We start from the raw sequence: 15,709 nt of genomic DNA, 5'->3' as shown, positions 1-15,709 counted from the left end.
CTGGCGCTTCGCTCCGCGCGCCGCTGCCAATCCGGCAGAGCCGACTGGCAGTAACGTCAGGAAACGGCGCCGAGGCGCTCATGCGCAGGCGACTGCTCATCCCAGTCGAGGATCTGGGCGCTCTGGAAATCGTCGACGCGACCGATATCGAGCCAAAGTCCGTCGTGCCGGTATGTGTAGACGGGCTTGTCGCGCGCAAGCAGGCAGTACATCAAGTCATCGAAGCCGAAGGGTACGCCATCCGGTACATACTCCAGCGCCTCGGGCTCCATGCAATAGATGCCCATGCTCATAAGGTTGGTGAGGCTGGGCTTCTCCTTGAAGCTCTTGACGCGGCCCTCGGGCGCGTCGATCACGCCGAACTCAAGCGGCGTCTCGCGCAGCGCGGTGGCCACGGTGACGAGGCCGCCGCTGCGGTGGTGGCAGGCGGCGAAGGCGCCGATGCTGAGATCGGTCAGCACGTCGCCATTGATGACCATGAAGGTGCTGTCGAGCTCGTCGCGCAGCATCCCGAGGGGGCCGATCGTACCCAGGGGCTGCCGTTCGATCGTGTAGCGGATGTTCATCGACCATTGCCGGCCGTCACCACAGAAGGCCCGGATGAGATGGCCGAGATAGCCGGTCGTTATGTAGACATCGCGGACGTCATTGCGGCGGAGCCATTTGAGCAGGAGTTCGAGAACGGGTTGGGACTGTACCGGCATCAGAGGCTTGGGAAGAACCATCGTGTAGGGACGCAGGCGGGTACCTTTACCCCCGCACTGGATAACAACCTTCATTTCACTCGCTCCTTACAAAGACACATGCTCAATGACGTTTCAAATAATCTCGCACCCAAGGACAATCGCACCATGCGATCCGTTACTGGACGAGTATGCGTTCAGCTTTCTACGTTCTCGCGGCTTGATTAATGTTAGCGCAGCCCCCCCGACGGATTCAGTCGCCCATTCAAGGTATATGCATTGGGGGGGGATGAACGCTTTTTGGGGAACGGGGAGTACTCCATTGGCATGAGGCCGGACGTACTCCCTAGTTGAACTTCGACCGCTAACGGGCTTGTGCGAGCATTAATCTGTTTAGGGCCGTGGCGGAGATCCTCCGATATCGGGGCATTTTCCGGCGTGCGTCCACGAGATGGGGCTATCGCGTATGCCTTCCGGGTTGTCCGGCGGCCGTCCACATCTCGGATTTTTAGCGAAGTGTTTTCCGGAGGGGCAAACCTCGCCGGGTGGTTTGTGCGAGGGGAATGGTCATTATGAACAGAGATTTCTTTCGGTGTTTTGAGCCTAGGGTTCTCTTTCCGTCGACGCCCCACGGTCTGCTGAAACTCACGACTCGTATGCTATGACTGCGTTTCTGCTCGCTTTGGGGTTGGTTCTTTATCCATCGACCCAGTTGCGGATCAGCGGCCTGCCGCTTGGACCGGGCGAGATGCTGTTGATCATCTGGTTGGGTATCGCGACGCTTCGCCAGACCCTGCTGCCGTCGATCTCGGTCAACCTGGCCCTGAGCCGTGTTGTTACGTTCTGGGTGGTGCTGCTCCTGGCGCTATGCGCCGGGATGATCGTCGGCCTCGCGCGCGAGCCGTTTCACTATTACACCGGCATCCTCCACGACCTGTTCGCCTACACGCTGATTTTCGCGCTAGCCTGCATGTTTTCGCTGGACCTTGGCGGGCCAGCGCGCCGCCGAACCGTGATCTGGCGCGTCGTCGCGTTCGGTGCGGTCTCGATGTTCCTGCAGATCGCCAGTGGATACGGCCTGTTTCCAATGCCGGGCGTCGATCCGTGGTTCTACGACCGGCTGAGCGGCTGGTCCCTCGATCCCAACCAGCTCGGCTTCTTCGCTATGTTCCTGATGTTCCTTGCAGCGCATCTTGCCGAAACGGCCGACACTCCGCGCGAAGCCCTTGCCGCGCTCGTCTGCGCCGTTCCGGCGGCTGTAGCGGGCGTGTTGAGCAAGAGCGACACGTTCCTCGTCGCGCTGATGGCCGCCGGTTCGGTGTTCCTAGTGCTTAAGTCGACGACCTGGCTCCAGAACTACGAGATGGCACCGACGGTGCGAGGAACGATCGTGGCGATCGGCCTCCTGTCGCTTCCGCTCGCTGCCGCTTCGGTCGCCCCGTTCTGGGCGGCCGCGCTGGAGCGGATCGAGCAGCGATCTGAGGAGGTCTATGCCCAAGGCGGGCAGGGTGAGCTGCGGTTTCACCTCTGGCAGGAAGCCTACGAGAAAGGCTTGGAGTCCGGCATGATCGGCTACGGGCCGGGACCGCACCTGACCAGCAAGTCCTGGAAGCGTCCTCCGCCCTACAAATTCGAGGCGCATAACACCTCGCTCGATCTGTTCACGCAGGGTGGGATCGTGGCTATGGCGGCTTTCGTCTGGCTCTGCGTGTCCACCCTGCGGGAGGGCTGGCGGTCCCGTCTGCCGGCGCTGTCCGCGATGATCATGGGCGTGGCGGTGTTCAGCATGTTCCATTTCGTGGTGCGGCATCCGAACTTCTGGTTCGCAATCGTGCTGTGCCTGCTCGAGGCGGACCGGGTGCGTCCGCCATTCCGCTCAATACGCTCGGAGGTTGCGTCATGATTCATCGCGGTGCTGGTGACCTGCATTTCCGCCAGGTAATGACGCTGCTGAGACGACGCTGGGTTCTGATTGCCTTTGTCATGCTCATCGGCGGCGGACTCATCGGCGGAGCCGCTTTCCTGCTGCCGCCGCGATATACGGCCAAGGCGCAGCTCCTGCCCGAGGCCGAGGTCCGCCAAGGTGTCGAATTCGTGGACGAGGCGGCGGTCGATACGCTCGTCGAGCTTCTGATGTCGCCCGGCCAGCTTCGGCGCCTGGCCACAGACCTGGCGGAGATCAAAGCAAACTCCGAGACCCCGCTCGACCTGCCCGGCTTCGCCGATCTCGAAGATCATCTCATGGTCTTCAAGGAACGCCGATCACGCCTCATTTCGGTGAGTTTCGTGTCCACGAATCCGGACATCGCCTCGACCGTCGTGAACCGGGCCGTCCAAGTCTATCTGGGCGGGGTCTCGGACCAGATGCAATCAGAGCAGGCCAATGTACTCGACACGGTTTCCAGGCGACTGGAGACGGCGCGGCAAGACCTTGATCTGGTCACCGCGAATCTGCGTGACTACCGAGTTGCCCACGGGGTGGTCGATCCCGGCCGCGCGGACGAGATCGACGTGCAGATCGGTCAGATGAGCCGGCAGCTCGCCATCGCGCGGGCGGAGCTTGATGCGCGCGAGCAGCAGCTGGCGAGCGAATCCCAGGAAACCGCTGAGAGCACTTCGCGCGTGGCGAATGCGGATGCGGCCGGCGCGGTCGTTGTCGAGGGCAATCTGCGTGGCCGTTCCGGCGCGCAGACGCTGCCGGTGAACCGTGACCAACTAGTGCGCGAGCGCGACGAAGCGGCGGCGCGCCTCGGTGATATCGAGGCGCGGCTCATAACGCTTCAGGGCGCCGCTGCCGCGGCGGGCGAGCAGCAAAGCCGCCTGCAGGAACTCGAACGCGAGGCCGCTGCAGCCGAGGAGGCTTACGAAGGCCTGCTGCGCCAGCGTGCGAAACTCATCGGCAGCGGCGCCGGACAGCCGCCGGCGCGGGTTGTCTCGCTTGCGGCTACGCCGGAGCGGCCGAGTTCCCCCAATCCGCTCCTGTTCCTGTTCCCCGCTCTCGTAGGATCGGGTGCGATCGGCGCGATGATCGCCCTGCTGCTCGAGCGCAACGACCAGCGGCTGCGGAGCGGACGCGATGTAGAGTTGATGCTGCGTGTTCCGTGCATCGGGCTTGTGCCGAAGCGGTCGTACATGGCGAGCGATGATCCGGCCGACATCCTGCCACAGGATCCATTCGAACCTTATGTCGAGGCTGTAAGGTCTATTTCGGTCGCCGCCCGCAAGCGCGGCGCGTCGACCGAGGTGCCGCGCAGTTTCCTCGTCACGTCAAGCGCCGACGGCGATGGGGCAACTACCACGGCCGTCGGCTTCGCTCTTTATACTGCGCGCCTGAACCAGCGTGTGCTGCTGATGGACCTGAACTTCCGCAGGCCAGGAGTGGCCGCCGCGCTGGGGGATCCCGATCTAGGGGGCGAAGCGACGGCAAAGGGCACGAAGAGCCGGCCGCCGGAATACGCCATCCGCAGGATCGAGTCGCTCGGCATCGACTATCTGCCGCCACCGATGCGCAAGGTCGATCCGCTGGCGGTGCTGTGTTCGGACGAGTTCCCCACAATGCTGGATCGCCTTACCAAGACTTACGACTGCATCGTGATCGACAGCGCCCCGCTTGCGGGGGCCACCGAGACGCGGCTTCTTGCCTCCATGATCGATCGCGTCCTGTTCGTCGTGAAATGGGGCGTCACGGATGCCCGCACCGCCCAGGCCGCCCTGCATAGCCTGAGCGCGTCGGGGGCGGGGAACACACCGCCGGTCTCGGTCGTGATCGCGCAGGTCGACATGCGCCTCCAAGTGCGTCGACGCTACGGCGAGACCAATGCCTCGGACGCGACCGCGGCCCTGCAGCCGGTCTGAGAGGACGGCCCATGCGAGATGCCCGCCGTCCAGCTCAGCCCAGTCCCGGTGCACTTCGGCGCTCCGGGACGACAAATCGGAGGACCAGCGCCTGATGAAAGATGCCCCTGCAAGCGATTTCGCCGAACAGTCGGAGGACAGGACGCTTCCACTCCGCGTGCTCGTCATCACGGAGGATGACCCGCTCTATGTGATCGAGTTCTTCAAGGTCTTCTTTGACGAACTGCCCGCAGGCGACGCAGAGGTGATCGGCGTGACAGTGGACCAGGCGTTCCACGAGCCCATTCTCAAGACACTGAAGCGGATGCTGTCGCTATATGGCTGGACCGGTGTGTTCCGGTTGGGACTGCGCTACGTCTGGGCGAAGATGCGGGGGGACACGATCGCGGCGATGGCCCGGCGCCGGGGACTGCCGTTGCTTGAAACGCCGTCGGTCAACGATCCCGCATACCTCGCGCGCATCCGCGACCTGCGGCCCGACGTCATCATGTCCGTGGCGGGGCCGGAGATCTTCTCGGCCGGGCTGTTGTCGTCGGCGCGTCTGGGCTGCATCAACATTCACTCCGGCCGGCTGCCGACCTACCGGGGGATGCTGCCTACCTTCTGGCAGCTCCTGCGCGGCGAATCTGCGGTGACGATCACCGTACACCGTATGGTCGAGGAACTGGATGCCGGTGACGTGCTGGCCACTGCGCCGTTTCCGCTGCGGGAGCGGGATTCACTCGATCGCGTCATGCGGGGCGCCAAGCGCGAGGGAGCGCGGCTCTTCGTTCGAGTGCTGCGCGACCTGCGGGAAGGAAAGGCGAAGGGTGCGCCGCTCGACATGGGCGAAGCCGGCTACTTCCGCTTCCCGACACCAGAGGATGCCCGCGCGTTCCGGCGCCTTGGGCATCGACTGCTATGACCGCGCAACGCGACACGCGCGTTGCGCGCCTCGAGCCGGAAGGAGCGGTGCGATGTGCGGCAGGATCTGTCGCGCAGGACGCTGCTCGGAAAGGAAGATCAGCATGAGGCGCTCCGATCATGTTTATCCACTCACCTCTGGTCGCTTGCTCGCCGCCGCTGCCGTGGCGGCGAGCCTGGCTGCCGCTGCACTCGCGGGAAGTCACTCCACACGCAAGGCGGCCAATTCGGAAGGTCTCCACTACGTCGTGAATCTCGGCGGCGACTTCGAGGGGGTGTCGGCGATGGCATTCGATCTGGCCGATGTCGGGTCGGCCGCCAAGCTCGAAGTGCTGCCTGACGGCCTGAAGGGTGTGCTCTGGCTCGGCAACGGCTACAATACCAAGTGCGAGTGGCGTCTCGACGATGCGGCCGTCACGGCCGAGGTCGAGGCGGCGCGGGACCATCCGAAGTTCAGCGGCATCTACTACATCGCCGACGAACCGCATCCCGAGACCTGCCCGGACGGCCCGGCGCGTGTGGCGGAGCGCACCAAGCTGATCCATTCGCTCGATCCCGACGGGCGCACCTTCATCATCGTGCAGAACGGATCCGCCGCGCCGCAGGAGTTCCAGCTCTTGGGAAATAGCGCCGACCTGATCGGTGTGGATCCCTATCCGTGCAATCACCGCAATGCCGAGACGGGTTGCGATCTTGGCCATCTGCGTGCCCGGATCAAGGCTGCTCTCGATGCTGGCATCGAACGGGAACGGATCGTGCCGGTGTTCCAGGCCTTCGGCCAGTCCTGCGCCAGCGTCAAGGAGCCGTGGTACCGCCTGCCGACAGAAGACGAGTTGGTCACGATGCTGCACATCTGGGACGAGCTCGTCCCTCGCGAGAAAAGGGCCTTCGACATGACTTATTCCTGGGCACCGCAGGGAACCACCGCCTGCCCGACCCTGCAATCTGCGGACGGCGGCGAATACCCGGATCTCCAGAAGGTCTTCTTCGAATACTTCGGACAGAGTGGCGCCTTCGAAATCGCGAACGGCAGCAATGACTGACCTCACCGGCGCGGCCGCCCTCTCCATTGACGTCGAGGACTGGTTCCACAGCGAGAACGTCAAGGCCGTGGTTCCCCGCGACAGTTGGGACGGTTGCGTGTCCCGCGTGGCGAGGAACACCGAGCGCATGCTCGAGATCCTCGCGAAACGCAACACCCCCGCCACGTTCTTCGTTCTCGGCTGGGTCGCGGAGCGATTCCCTCACCTGGTACCCGCGATCGCTGCGGCCGGGCACGAAGTCGCCTCGCATGGTTACGGCCACGAGCTGGTCTACAGGATGACGCCCGAGGCTTTCGCCGCGGACATCGATCGCTCCCGGAAACTGCTCGAGGACCAGTCGGGGCGGACGGTGCTGGGCTACCGGGCGCCGTGCTTTTCGATCACCGACTGGGCCGTGGACCTCTTGCAGGAGGCGGGCTACGCCTATGACAGCTCCATGGTGCCGGCGCTCGCGCATGACCGCTACGGCCGGCTCGACGCGGTCGACGGTCGCCAGCCGATCATCCGGCTTCGCGAGGGGTTCGACGAGGTTTGCGTCTCCTGCCTGCAGGTCGGAAGCCGCGGGCTGCCCTGGGGCGGCGGCGGCTACTTCCGGCTCGCGCCCTACGCGCTGTGGTTGCGCGGCGTGGCGGCGATCAGGCGGTCGGGCCAACCGTATGTCTTCTACATCCATCCTTGGGAGATAGATCCCGATCACCCGGTCCCGCCCGGAATGAGCGCCGTGAACCGATTTCGGCAGAGGGTCGGTCTCAACCGATGCGAAGACCGCTTTGCCGCGATCGCGGGCGACTTCGAATGGAGCACGATCGAGAGCCTTATCGATCGCTGGCGTGGCGCCGAAGCGGCGCCGGAGGCGCCCCCGAGCGTGATCGCGGCCCAGACAAATGAAAGGAGAAGCTAACATGCCCGCCCACGTTCTCTATGTCGGCGGCGAAGACAATGATCTTCGCATCCCCTTCATCCTCGCGATGCGCGACCGCGGCTTCCGCGTGACGGCGGCCGGAAGCGGCGACCCGGAGCCTTTCGTCCGACAGGGCATCGACTACCTTCCGTTCCCGTTCGACCGTTTCATCAGCCCGATGTCGGACCTGCGGGCCTTGCGGCAGCTTTCGGCGATGCTGCGCGATCTCAAGCCGGATATCGCCCAGGGGTTCGACACCAAGCCCTGCCTCTTCCTGCCCCTCGCCGCCGGCGCCTCGGGTGCGGGCACGCAGGTGGTCAGGACGATCTGCGGGCGCGCTTGGGTCTACTCCTCCCGCACGCCGCTGGCGCTGACGGCGCGGCCTGTCTACCGAACGCTGCATCGACTTGCGGCGCGCAGCACCGCCGCCACGGTCTTCGAGATCGAGGACGACCGCGATTTCTTCCGCAGCAACGGCATGGACGGACGCCGCGGCCTGGTGATTCCGGCCGGCGGTGGTGGCGTGGACGTGGAAGGATTCGAGCGCGCGCTGGCCAATTTGCCCTCGCGCGAGGCGCTGCGAGAGGAACTCGGCCTTGGCGACGCCGAGGTCGTGGTCACTGTCACCCGCATGACGCGGCAGAAGGGCATTCCCGCGCTCCTGAAAGCCGCCGCCATCGTCAATCGCGCCCGCCCCGGCGTACGCTTCGTTCTTGTAGGCCCGCGCGAGAGCGAGGGGCCGCTTGCCGTCACCGAGGCGGAAATCGCGGCGCATGCGCCCTATGTGGTCGCAATCGGCGCGCGTCGGGACGTGCCGGCCTTGCTGCGCATGTCCGATGTCTTTGCCTTCCCGACCGAATATCGCGAGGGCGTCGCGCGTGTGTTGCTTGAGGCCTCGCTCGCCCGGCTGCCCATTGTCTCCTCCGCCATGCCCGGCTGCCGTGAGGTGATCCGCGATGGCTGGAACGGCTTGCTGACACCTCCGGGCGAACCCGAGAAGCTGGCCGCCGGCATCCTGCGGCTGCTGGAGGATCGCGAGACGGCAGCCGCGATGGCGGAGCACGCGGACGCGCTGACACGGAAGCGTTTCAGCCTTGAGGCGATCGCCGACAGGCATGCCACGCTCTACGAGTCGATCCTGCAGGACCGGCGCGAGGGCCTGGCCCCGCTGGCGGCCGCGGATGGGCCGAGGGCGTAATCAACGCGCGTGAAAATTGGGCTACGCCGTTGGTGGTAACAACGATTAAGCCCGATGGGGTCGCGCATCCCCGATCCCGAAACGGTATCCTTAGGTGGGGTGGAAGCCTGACCTAGGGTGGGGTGGGATCCAAGAATGTGCCCTGAGAGGGCTCTGTTCGACGGAAGGTATTTGCTATGGCGATTCCAGCTAAGATATTTCGCGACATATTCGGCACGATCGGTGATGACGACGTGATCGGAACCGGCGCTCACGAGAGGATTTTCGGCCTTGCCGGCAAGGACCGGCTGTATGGCCTTGGAGGTGACGACGAACTTCATGGCGGCTCGGGCAATGATCTCCTTGACGGCGGCACCGGCGCCGACACGATGTATGGCGGCTCGGGTGACGACATTTACCGCGTGGACGATCCCGGCGACGTGGTCAGCGAGGAAAGCACGCCCGGCGTGGATGACGGCGGTACGGACTATGTCGTCAGCACCATCAGCTACACTTTGCCCAATTATGTCGAAAAACTGGACCTGACCGGCACTGCCAACCTGAATGGCGCCGGTAACGACCTGTCGAACACGATCAAGGGCAATGAAGGGAGCAACATCCTCTACGGTGGTGGTGGCTCCGACATCCTTTACGGCTATGGCGGCGACGACGTACTGATCGGCGGTCTCGGCAAGGATTACCTGTATGGCGGTGCGGGCGCCGACACGTTCGTCTTTGCCCCCGAAGTCGGCGCCTGGGATAAGGTTTACGACTACGGTGCGGGTGACCGGATCGGCATCTATGCCGCCGCGTTCGGGCTCTCGGAAGGTGCGGGCCTCATCGCGGGGAAGCTGGATCCGACCTATTTCACCACCGGCACGGTCGCAACCGCCGCGCATGGCCAGTTCATCTTCAAGTCGACCGGTACGCCGGAGTTGAAGTGGGATCCTGACGGAACCGGCGCCCAGGCCGCGGTCACGCTTGCGCTGTTCACTTCGGGGGTCAACCTGACGGCAGCCGACATCTCCTCCTACGGCGCGCCCGCCAGTGTAACGGCTTCCATCGCGACCGCGACGACCGGTCGGACGCCGGAGAACGCCGGAAGCCAGGTGTTCGTCGTGCAGCTTTCGCAGGCGCTGAACTACGATGTCGTGTTCACGGTGAGCACGCGGGACGGCACGGCCACGAGCGGCTCCGACTATGTTGGGCTGTCCGGTCAAACCGTCACGGTCAAGGCGGGCTCGACCAGCGCCTATGTCTCGGTCGCGCTGCTGGACGACAACCTCGCCGAAGGGGTGGAGCGGTTCTCGCTGAAGATCGACAGTGTCAATGTGGCGTCGACGGGAGAGGCACTGGGTATCGGCATCAGGTCCGCCACGGCACAGATCCAGGACGAGGGCGCGCAGGTGGTAGCCGATCACTTCACGACCTCCTGGGGCATGACGGACCCGTCCGGCATCGTCTACAACCCGCTGACCGGCACGCTGATGATGTCCGACTCCGAGGTCGACGAGGCGCCTTTCTCGCGCGCCAACAACTTCTTCAGCGTGTCGCTGGACGGACAATTGCAGTCGAGCTTCGCACTGCCCTACACGGTCGAGCCGACCGGCCTGGCGATCGACGCCGCGAACGGGCGCATGTTCGTCACCGACGATGACAACTACATCATGTATGTCGTTGACGCCAACGATCCGACGAAGGTGTTGTGGCAGTTCGATACCAAACCCCTCGGCGGCCTCGATCCCGAGGACGTGGCCTTCGATCCGGTCAGCGGACACCTCTTCATCGTGAACGGTGACCAGAGAACGATCATCGAGGTGGATCAGGCCGGAACGCAGGTGTTCAACTCGTTCTCGTTGCCGACGTCGATCATGGATCCCGAGGCGCTGGCCTACGACCCCGATGCGGGTGTCTTCTATGTGGGCGGCGGCTTCAGCGACCTCATCTGGAAGGTCGACAATACCGGCCGGATCCTCGAGACGATCGACATCCTGCAGGGCGCCCGTGCCGAGGGCACCGGCCACCGGGTCAACGTGAAGGACCTGGCCTTTGCGCCGGCCAGCGACGGCTCCGGCGAAACGCATCTCTATGTGGCCGACTTCGCTTGGAGCCACGTCGACGACGGGCGGCTGATCGAGATCGACCTTGGCGACCAGCAAGGTCCTTCTTCGGGCTGGATGATCGGCTGACGTCAGCTACCGGCTGCATGCGGCGGCGTTAAACCCGTCGCGGCATGCAGCGTGCCGCAGTTACACAACGCTCCGGGCGATCGTCTGACCTCCCGGGGCGTTTCTCTATGTGAATCGGCGCAACGCGCGTGACACATGCGCCCGTGGTCGTCAGCGGCCGGAGCCGTCCGCGAATTGCAGACCGTCCTCGGTGACGATCGCCGACATGGGGATGTCATGCGGCTGCGGATAGATCGTGGCGAGCCGCGCCGCCTGCAGGCCGACGCCGATGACGAGGGGGCGGGGGGCAATCGCGGCCAAGGTCCGGTCGAAATATCCACCGCCGTATCCGAGTCGATAGCCCGCGCCATCCCAGCCCACCAGCGGAGAGAGGGCGATCGCCGGGACCAGCCTTTCGGCGCTCTCGGGGGGCACCGGGATGTTCCAGTGGCCGCGTTCCATCGTCATGCCGGGGTGCCAGTGCCGGAAGACGAGGGGCGCGGCACGTTCTTCGACCACCGGCAGGGCAATGACGGCGCCCTTTTCGTGCAGCGCCACAAGCCAGGGGCGCAGGTCGAACTCTCCCTTGATCGGCCAGTAGCCCGAAACGACCCGGCCCGGGATCGCGCCGACGCGCGCCGCGAGAAACTCGTCCAGATGTCCGGCTACCCTCACGGCGAGTTCCGCGCGGTAGTCGGCGCTCAGAGCGAGGCGTTCGGAGCGGAGACGCTCGCGTTCGGACCGCCGCCAGCGGGCGACGTCGCGCGCCTGTTCGGGATCCACCGCCAGCGGGTCGAAATAGGCCGGATCGACTTCGGTGGCCATACAGGGCGGCGAGGCATAGCTGCCGGGCCGAGCGCGCGCGTCCTGATCCTTGCACATTCCTCGGCCTCCGATCCGACTGCCCCGGCAATGTTCCACGTCCGGTTGAACCGCTCGGGCGCGGGCTGCGATTCACTGGTTCGGCATTTTCAGTTCTTGTAGGTCGGCTCGGCAGGTAGCGCAAATACCGATCGGAAGCGAGCGATCCATCTTGCGGCCTCCTCCGACCAAGGGCTGCGGTCGGGAAGGTGTTCCTCGCGTACCTCGACGGCAGGACGCTCTCCGAATGCGGTGTTTCGCCGGAAATAGTCGGGCGAAAGCCAGCAACTAAGGAGCGGTGACGACGTCGTCCGGACCGGCGGCCTATCGCGGTCAGGCGGACAGAAGCAGCCCCTCGCGGATCGGCCGGGTGCCGGCAATGAAGAAGAGTTCGGCTCCAGCCCGCACGATCCGCGATTGCTCGCGGGCATAAACCACCCCGCCCACTCCCGCACTCAGCGGAACGATGTCGCCCTCGGGAAGGCGGCGCAGATAACCTAGCGTGGCACCCGCCGCGACGCACTCGCCCGGAGCGACCGCGGCGTGAAAGAGGCCCGCTGCGGGGGCGTTGACAACTTCCACGCCCGCGAGCGGGGTGGGCGCGACCGATCCCGCGCGGGGGGCTCCGGAGGGCCCGTCCAGCGCGCCCTCATCCGCAAGCCATGCGATCACCGCTTCGGCATCGCTTTGGGCGAGCGCAGGGTCGGTGTCGAGGACGCCGCGCCATTCCAGCGTGACCGCGAAACAGCCGATCGGCAGCGAAGCGGACGGCCAGCGATCGCGAAACCGCATCCAGGGCAGGGTGCAGGCCTCGTCGAACGAATAGCCGCCCTGAAGCGGCGCATGGAGCACTGCCCCGGCGCCGATCGCGCGCCCGAGGCCGACGGCCCGGTCGGCCTGCTCGGAATGGCAGTAGAGATGCGTGACCGCCTCGGAATCGCAGTGCATGTCGAGCACGATATCGGCCTCGATCGCAAGCCGCAGCAGGCAGCTTTGCAGCGCCAGGAGCGGCGTGAGCGGCACCAGCCGGTCAAGCGCCGCCGCCATCCGGGCCCGCAGCGCGGCGACCGGATCGCCTTCGGGCGCGGCGTTGTCGATGGCAAGGGCCAGCGCCGCCGCATCGGGGAAGGCGCGGTTGAAATTCTGCCCGGAGGTGACCTCGAACCGTCCGAAGCTGCCACCTATCATTCCCTGGTCGAGCCCGATCGGATTCGCCACCGGCACGAGCAGGATCTCGCCGCGAAGCCGGCCTTCGGCCTCGAGGCGCTGCAACTGGTCGCGAAGCGCGAAGCCGACCGCGATCCCTGGCGCCTCGTCGGCATGAAGCCCGCCCTGGATATAGACCCGCGGCCGCGCGCCCGGCGTACCGAAACGATACAGCGTGAGCCGGCGCTCGCCATTGATCGGGCCGGGCGTGAGCGGGAGATGTTCGGTCTGCATGGGCGCCTCCGTTCTGCCGGGGAAACCTAGGATCTTGACGCGCGGGCGGGTAATGAGTTCCCCTCGCGAAGGATGAACAAGGATCATGTATGGCCAAGCGTCGTCTCCAGTTGAACCTGCGCGGCTTCCAGGTGTTCGAGGCCGTGGCGCGGCATCTGTCGGTCACCCAGGCGGCCGAGGAACTGGGCATCACCCAGAGCGCGGTGAGCCACCAGCTGCGCAACCTCACCGATTATCTCGGCGAGGAGCTGTTCGAGCGCCAGGGCCGCAGCATCGCGCTGACGCGGGCCGGTGCGCGTCTGGCAGAGGCGCTCGACGGCGCGTTCGACCTGATCGAGCAGTCGACCGCCGCGACGATCGGATTGAACCGGCGGATGATCCGGGTCGCGCTCTATTCGTCCTTCGCGGCGGGCTGGATGATCCCGGTCCTGCCGGAGTTCGCGGCGCGCCACCCCGATATCGACCTCCGGCTGGTGATGATCTCCGACCCGCCCGAAATCAGCGACCGTGTCGCGGATGTCTTCATCACCTCGGAGCCGACGCGGCGCGGCTACTGGTCGCAGCGCCTGTTTCCGGAGTATCTGGTGCCGGTCGCGGCATCCACGACCTGCCGCGACGGGTTCGACAGACCGGTGCCGCTCATCACCTCCGAAACCGATCCCGTGATGGTGGGGGCGGATTGGGAGGCCTTCGCGGCGCTGAACGGCCTTGACCTGCCGGCGATTCGCGACGGCGCCTGGCTTTGCTGCACGCACTACCTGCTCGCGCTCGAGATGGCGCGGGCCGGGATGGGGGCGGCGCTGGTGCCGGATTTCATGGCCTTCCCGGCGCTCGCGCGGAGCGAATTGCGCCGGCTGCCGGGGGCGGCGCTGCCCACCGGCCAGACCTATGATCTTCAGATCAAATACGAACGTCGAAAGGAGCCCGACATCCAGCGCCTCGTCGCCTGGATCAAGGATGTCGTGCGCCGGAACACCATGAGTGCCACTCATGTGACGACCTAAATTCTCATGCCGCATCCGGGCGCTGCGGTGCTAGCCATTCTCCGGGAAGGCCCACGGGCCAAGGTGGAGGAGAGCCGGCATGACCAGCATGGAACCGATCGTCGATCTGCGCCTCGCGGTGCGCGATCTGCACAAGACGTTCGGCTCGGTCGAGGTGCTGCGCGGTGTCTCGGTCGAGGCGCGGCAGGGCGACGTGATCTCGTTGATCGGTGCCTCGGGGTCGGGCAAGTCCACCTTCCTGCGCTGCATCAACCAGCTCGAAAGCAGCGACGCCGGCGAGATTTCCGTCGCCGGTGAGCATCTCGACCTGGTGATGCGCCGGGGTCGCCGGGTGGCGCGCGACGCGCGTCAGCTGCGCCGGCTCCGGGCGAAGCTCGGCTTCGTGTTCCAGTCCTTCAACCTCTGGTCCCACATGACCGTTCTCGAGAACCTGATCGAGGGGCCGATGCAGGTGCGCGGCCTTCGCCGCGACGAGGCGGTGGCGCTGGCGCAGAAGCTGCTCGACCGGGTCGGCCTGAAGGGGCGCGAGTCGAGCTATCCCGGCCATCTCTCGGGCGGCCAGCAGCAGCGGGTGGCGATCGCCCGCACGCTGGCGATGGAGCCCGAGGTGATGCTCTTCGACGAACCGACGAGCGCGCTCGACCCCGAACTGGTGGCCGAGGTGCTGGCGGTGATCCGCGATTTGGCGACCGAGGGGCGGACCATGCTCCTCGTCACCCACGAGATGGCCTTCGCCCGCGACGTCTCGACCGAGGTCGTGTTCCTGCACAAGGGCCGCGTCGAGGAGCGCGGCGCGCCCGCGCAGATCTTTTCCGCGCCGCAATCGGAGCGGCTGAAGCAATTCCTGACCCATGTGCGCCTCGGCCAATAGGGCGCCGACCGCACGACGAACCACCTCAGACAAGGAGAAAGCGATGAGGAAATTCCTTCCGGCAGCGATGCTGCTCTGCTCGACGGCGCTTGCGGGCGCCGAGGAACTGAAGGTCTGCGTCGAGGGTGCCTACCCGCCGATGTCGATGATGAACGAGAAGGGCGAGATCGTCGGCATGGACATCGACCTGACCAACGCGCTCTGCGCCGAGATCGGCGCCAGCTGCGCTCTGGTCAAGACCGACTGGGACGCGATGATCCCCTCGCTGATGGAAGGCAAGTGCGACGCGATCATCGCCTCGATGTCGATCACGCCGGAGCGCGCCCAGATCGTCGCCTTCACCGAGAAATACCTGCAATCGCCGAACATGTTCATCGGCCGCGCCGATGCCGGGATGACCGACACCGCCGAGGGCCTCGCCGGCAAGCGCGTCGGCGTGCAGCGCGGCACTGTCGCCAACGACTTCATGGCCGGCGAGTTCCCCGAGGTGGAGCTTGGCCTCTATGGTTCCGAGGAAGAGATCTATCTCGACCTCGCGGCCGGGCGGGTCGACGCGGCCTTCGTCGATGCCGGCACCGGCGAGACCGCCTTCCTCAAGACCGAGGCGGGCGAGGGATTTGCCTATTTCGGCGCGCCGCATATCGAGGAGAAGTATTTCGGCAAGGGCGCCGGCATCGCGCTGCGCCCCGGAGAGGACGACCTGCGCGAGCGGCTGAACGGCGCGATCCTGACCATCCGCGACAACGGCAAATACGCGGAAATCAACAACAAGTACTTCACGACCGACCAGTACGGCGGGTAAG

At 65.5% G+C, this 15,709-nt stretch carries 13 protein-coding genes; 10 read left to right on the top strand and 3 right to left on the bottom strand.

Going from position 1 to position 15,709, the window contains the following annotated elements; translation table 11 throughout:
• Window positions 1-56 precede the first annotated feature (56 nt).
• Complete coding sequence (locus tag R5H32_RS10250; protein WP_318338583.1) at window positions 57-779, bottom strand: nucleotidyltransferase family protein; 723 nt, start codon at window positions 777-779, stop codon at window positions 57-59.
• A gap of 565 nt (window positions 780-1,344) precedes the next feature.
• Between R5H32_RS10250 and R5H32_RS10245 the strand changes: the two genes are divergently transcribed.
• The 7 genes from R5H32_RS10245 to R5H32_RS10215 all read left to right on the top strand — a co-directional run bounded on the left by R5H32_RS10245 (window position 1,345) and on the right by R5H32_RS10215 (window position 10,751).
• Window positions 1,345-2,586, top strand: a complete 1,242-nt coding sequence (locus R5H32_RS10245; protein WP_318338582.1) for an O-antigen ligase family protein — start codon at window positions 1,345-1,347, stop codon at window positions 2,584-2,586.
• A complete protein-coding gene (locus R5H32_RS10240) occupies window positions 2,583-4,538 on the top strand; it encodes a GumC family protein (RefSeq protein WP_318338581.1) in 1,956 nt (651 codons plus the stop codon). Before R5H32_RS10245 ends, R5H32_RS10240 begins: the two co-directional genes overlap by 4 nt.
• 157 nt (window positions 4,539-4,695) lie before the next feature.
• Complete coding sequence (locus R5H32_RS10235; protein WP_318338580.1) at window positions 4,696-5,442, top strand: methionyl-tRNA formyltransferase; 747 nt, start codon at window positions 4,696-4,698, stop codon at window positions 5,440-5,442.
• A gap of 103 nt (window positions 5,443-5,545) precedes the next feature.
• Window positions 5,546-6,484 (top strand): hypothetical protein, encoded by a 939-nt coding sequence (locus tag R5H32_RS10230; protein WP_318338579.1) that lies wholly within the window; start codon window positions 5,546-5,548, stop codon window positions 6,482-6,484.
• On the top strand, window positions 6,477-7,385 hold the full coding sequence (locus tag R5H32_RS10225) for an XrtA system polysaccharide deacetylase (protein WP_318338578.1): 909 nt from the start codon (window positions 6,477-6,479) through the stop codon (window positions 7,383-7,385). Before R5H32_RS10230 ends, R5H32_RS10225 begins: the two co-directional genes overlap by 8 nt.
• Before the next feature lies 1 nt (window position 7,386).
• Complete coding sequence (locus R5H32_RS10220; protein ID WP_318338577.1) at window positions 7,387-8,583, top strand: glycosyltransferase; 1,197 nt, start codon at window positions 7,387-7,389, stop codon at window positions 8,581-8,583.
• A 176-nt stretch (window positions 8,584-8,759) separates the two neighbouring features.
• Window positions 8,760-10,751 (top strand): Calx-beta domain-containing protein, encoded by a 1,992-nt coding sequence (locus tag R5H32_RS10215; RefSeq protein WP_412099010.1) that lies wholly within the window; start codon window positions 8,760-8,762, stop codon window positions 10,749-10,751.
• 150 nt (window positions 10,752-10,901) lie between these two features.
• Here the strand turns inward: R5H32_RS10215 and R5H32_RS10210 are convergent, their stop codons facing one another.
• A complete protein-coding gene (locus R5H32_RS10210) occupies window positions 10,902-11,612 on the bottom strand; it encodes a 5-formyltetrahydrofolate cyclo-ligase (protein WP_318338575.1) in 711 nt (236 codons plus the stop codon).
• A gap of 312 nt (window positions 11,613-11,924) precedes the next feature.
• On the bottom strand, window positions 11,925-13,031 hold the full coding sequence (locus tag R5H32_RS10205) for a succinylglutamate desuccinylase/aspartoacylase family protein (RefSeq protein WP_318338574.1): 1,107 nt from the start codon (window positions 13,029-13,031) through the stop codon (window positions 11,925-11,927).
• 89 nt (window positions 13,032-13,120) lie between these two features.
• Between R5H32_RS10205 and R5H32_RS10200 the strand changes: the two genes are divergently transcribed.
• From R5H32_RS10200 to R5H32_RS10190, 3 genes are all read left to right on the top strand, one after another.
• The gene (locus R5H32_RS10200; RefSeq protein ID WP_318338573.1) at window positions 13,121-14,035 is read left to right on the top strand and encodes a LysR substrate-binding domain-containing protein; all 915 of its coding nucleotides are present in this window, start codon (window positions 13,121-13,123) and stop codon (window positions 14,033-14,035) included.
• An 88-nt stretch (window positions 14,036-14,123) separates the two neighbouring features.
• Window positions 14,124-14,906 carry an ABC transporter ATP-binding protein gene (locus R5H32_RS10195; RefSeq protein WP_412099014.1) on the top strand — a complete coding sequence of 261 codons (783 nt, stop codon included), beginning with the start codon at window positions 14,124-14,126 and terminating at the stop codon, window positions 14,904-14,906.
• A gap of 43 nt (window positions 14,907-14,949) precedes the next feature.
• Entirely contained in the window at window positions 14,950-15,708 is a 759-nt protein-coding gene (locus R5H32_RS10190) for a transporter substrate-binding domain-containing protein (protein ID WP_318338571.1), read from the top strand.
• Window position 15,709 lies beyond the last annotated feature (1 nt).

The organism is Defluviimonas sp. D31 (assembly GCF_033436765.1).
GTDB lineage: Bacteria > Pseudomonadota > Alphaproteobacteria > Rhodobacterales > Rhodobacteraceae > Albidovulum.
The sequence above is the reverse complement of the archived record's forward strand: the minus strand, read 5'-3'. Positions and strand labels throughout refer to the sequence as shown.

Coding starts and splice junctions, on each gene's coding strand:
- R5H32_RS10250 (WP_318338583.1), bottom strand. CDS start 779: ATGAAGGTTGTTATCCAGTGCGGGGGTAAAGGTACCCGCCTGCGTCCC.
- R5H32_RS10245 (WP_318338582.1), top strand. CDS start 1,345: ATGACTGCGTTTCTGCTCGCTTTGGGGTTGGTTCTTTATCCATCGACC.
- R5H32_RS10240 (WP_318338581.1), top strand. CDS start 2,583: ATGATTCATCGCGGTGCTGGTGACCTGCATTTCCGCCAGGTAATGACG.
- R5H32_RS10230 (WP_318338579.1), top strand. CDS start 5,546: ATGAGGCGCTCCGATCATGTTTATCCACTCACCTCTGGTCGCTTGCTC.
- R5H32_RS10225 (WP_318338578.1), top strand. CDS start 6,477: ATGACTGACCTCACCGGCGCGGCCGCCCTCTCCATTGACGTCGAGGAC.
- R5H32_RS10220 (WP_318338577.1), top strand. CDS start 7,387: ATGCCCGCCCACGTTCTCTATGTCGGCGGCGAAGACAATGATCTTCGC.
- R5H32_RS10215 (WP_412099010.1), top strand. CDS start 8,760: ATGGCGATTCCAGCTAAGATATTTCGCGACATATTCGGCACGATCGGT.
- R5H32_RS10210 (WP_318338575.1), bottom strand. CDS start 11,612: ATGTGCAAGGATCAGGACGCGCGCGCTCGGCCCGGCAGCTATGCCTCG.
- R5H32_RS10205 (WP_318338574.1), bottom strand. CDS start 13,031: ATGCAGACCGAACATCTCCCGCTCACGCCCGGCCCGATCAATGGCGAG.
- R5H32_RS10200 (WP_318338573.1), top strand. CDS start 13,121: ATGGCCAAGCGTCGTCTCCAGTTGAACCTGCGCGGCTTCCAGGTGTTC.
- R5H32_RS10195 (WP_412099014.1), top strand. CDS start 14,124: ATGGAACCGATCGTCGATCTGCGCCTCGCGGTGCGCGATCTGCACAAG.
- R5H32_RS10190 (WP_318338571.1), top strand. CDS start 14,950: ATGAGGAAATTCCTTCCGGCAGCGATGCTGCTCTGCTCGACGGCGCTT.